This window comes from Marinobacterium weihaiense (assembly GCF_019061305.1).
GTDB lineage: Bacteria > Pseudomonadota > Gammaproteobacteria > Pseudomonadales > Balneatricaceae > Marinobacterium > Marinobacterium weihaiense.
Genome location: NZ_JAHQZT010000052.1, coordinates 1 through 2,706, shown reverse-complemented (window position 1 = coordinate 2,706; position 2,706 = coordinate 1). Strand labels below are relative to the sequence as shown.

Annotated in this window: 3 protein-coding genes; 2 read left to right on the top strand and 1 reads right to left on the bottom strand. The window is 51.8% G+C overall.

Annotation, left to right across the window (positions count from 1 at the left end):
* Together KTN04_RS16470 and KTN04_RS16955 are read left to right on the top strand one after the other, a co-directional pair.
* The coding region (locus tag KTN04_RS16470) for a transposase (RefSeq protein ID WP_217336314.1) at positions 1-172 on the top strand (172 nt) is incomplete at its 5' end.
* A gap of 306 nt (positions 173-478) precedes the next feature.
* Positions 479-1,519, top strand: a complete 1,041-nt coding sequence (locus tag KTN04_RS16955) for an RNA-guided endonuclease InsQ/TnpB family protein (RefSeq protein WP_254262634.1) — start codon at positions 479-481, stop codon at positions 1,517-1,519.
* Between the two features lie 44 nt (positions 1,520-1,563).
* On the opposite strand, the gene KTN04_RS16460 is transcribed toward KTN04_RS16955, so the two are convergent.
* The gene (locus tag KTN04_RS16460) at positions 1,564-2,604 is read right to left on the bottom strand and encodes a TRAP transporter substrate-binding protein (protein WP_217336312.1); all 1,041 of its coding nucleotides are present in this window, start codon (positions 2,602-2,604) and stop codon (positions 1,564-1,566) included.
* Positions 2,605-2,706 lie beyond the last annotated feature (102 nt).

Here is a 2,706-nt window from a genome sequence, read left to right as displayed (position 1 = left end):
GAAAGCCAGCATCCGTGCGAAAGTTGAGCATCCGTTTCGGATCATCAAGTGCCAGTTCGGCTTCGTGAAAGCCCGTTACCGTGGCCTGAAGAAAAACGACAGCAAGCTGGCCATGCTGTTCGCGCTGGCCAATGTTGTGCGGGTGGACCAGATGTTGAGAGCACCGGGTTAATCCGTCTGCACTGCCTGAAAAGGCGGTTGCAGTTGGTTAAAAGAGGCGGACGTGCGCATTTTATGAGCCCCAGCACAGAGAAAATGCAGTTTTAATGGCGCTGGAGGGACTTGTTCATACGTTCCTTAGCACCGGTCGCGATCGGCACTTAGTAGGTTTCCTGGAGTGCCTCCAGCGCGAGCACCACTTCGGAAAAGTGACCATGATGCGCGACAAGCCCCTTACTTTGAGTGAGGGGAAGGATAGCGCTGTGGTGCGGTAGCACCACTTGCTTTTTATTGATAAATACTGTATATTTATACAGCCATGAAGCAGACAAAAACCCTAAAAGTTCGCGTTCGAGATAAACACATTCCGCTCCTCAATGAGATGGCGCGGCGTGTTAATTTCGTCTGGAACTACGCTAACGAACTTAGCGAACGCTCTATCCGTGAGCGGGGTGTATTTTTGTCTGCCTACGACATCCAAAAATACACTGACGGCTCCAGCACCGAACTACTGCTTCACAGCCATACTATTCAGCAGGTCGGTAAAGAGTACGTCACGCGCCGTAATCAGTTTAAAAAGCGTAAGCTCGCGTGGCGCAAATCCGGTGGTGTGCGCCGTTCATTGGGCTGGATACCGTTTAAGTCAGGTTCAGCCAAATGGAAAAGTGGTCAGGTTTATCACAACGGCCACTACTTCAAAGTATGGGATAGCTACGGCCTCGGTGAGTATCGCTTTAAGGCCGGTTCCTTCTCCGAAGATGCGCGTGGCCGCTGGTACTTCAATGTGTCCGTTGAGGTTGAGGTTGAGATACCGACCGGTCAGGACCGGATCGGCATTGATCTGGGCCTGAAAGACACCGCCACCTGTTCGGACAGCACGAAGCTAGAAGCCGGTCGTTTCTACCGCGATCTGGAAGATAAGCTGGCCGTGGCTCAACGTGCCGGTAAGAAAAAACGTGTACGAGCGATTCACGCCAAGATCGCTAACCGGCGCAAGGACGCGCTGCATAAATTCAGTCGTGAACTGGTTAATCGCTGCGGTGAAATCATCGTGGGCGATGTCAGTCCGACCACACTCGCCAAGACCCGTATGGCCAAGTCGGTACTGGATGCCGGGTGGGGTCAGTTGAAAACGATGCTGGAATACAAATGCGCTCACGCAGGCATCGTTTTCAAGGTCGTCGGTGAGCAGTACACCACCCAAACCTGTTCGGATTGTGGCGCTCTGCCCGATTCGAGGCCGAGAGGTATCGCAGGGCTTGGAATAAGAGAATGGACCTGTTGTGCGTGTGGTGTCACGCATGACCGCGACGTAAACGCCGCACGGAATATTCTCGCGCTCGGGCATGAGCGTCCTTAGTGGGAATCCCCACCTCTTTAGGGTGGGGAGGAGGTCAATTTGGATCATCTCTCCTTCAGGTCTTCGTACTCACGAGCAACTTTTCGGAGTTCGGCCAATGCAGCAGCGGCATCTACATTTAGGTCGGACACACTGTCAATCCACGCCTTATCCATGCCTTCGGACAATTTCAGGAAATCCTGAGAGAATTCTGCGTTCTTACCATATTCAACAATGGTAACGCCCTGCTCACGCGCAAATTCTAAACCTTCATGATCAGTCTCCTCCCATGCTTTGCCAGCAAGTGCGGATAGTCTTTCACCAGAAACACTTATGATTGCTTCTCGGTCCTTAGGGTCCAGATCATCGAGAAACTCTGGGTTGATAAAAATTGAAAATGTGCCCATATACATACCACCAGGGATAGTGGTCAGATACTTTGTTACTTCTGCTAAGCGCTGTGCTTTCTGTTGACCCGCAGGCAATAGAGTCCCATCCACTACACCCTGTTGCATCATTTCATATAGTTTTGTGGCGGGTGCAGATACCGGCACCGCACTCAGCCGTTTTGCAATATCCGCTTGCACCCCGCCACCAATACGGATTTTTTTATCCTTGATATCTTCAATACGCTCAATAGGAATGGTCGTCATCAGTTGGCCCGGACCATGGGTGAACATGCCAACCACCTCCAGTCCTGAAAACTCGTCTGCCCTGTTGAAATATTTTTGCTGCACTCTCCAAAGCGCAACTGAAGCCGCCTCAGCTCCAACTCCCATACCTGGCTGCTCTGCAACCATGGGTAGCCGGAAACGTCCGGGAACATAACCGTGATAGCTAAAACCAGCATCGATAACGCCGTCTTCAACCAGCTGAAAATAAGACTTCGGATGCCCCACATCGTATTCAATCTTTACCTTTACCCGCCCTTCTGTGGCCTCCTCAACCCACTTCGCCCAAGTCGGCCAAACAACCGAATTCTGCACAGACGTCGGGGGCAACCAGGTACCGACAACCATGGTCGTTTCCGCACTCACCACGCCAGCGCATCCAAGGCTTGCAATCAAGGAAAGGCCCACACCATATTTTTTTATTGTCTTAAGCATTGTGTTTCGGGCACCTCGAAAAACCTCCCTCACGGCACCGGTAGCCCTGTGATAGCATCAAGCAATCACCAACACCCTACCAGTCAGTACCATGAAGAAGCG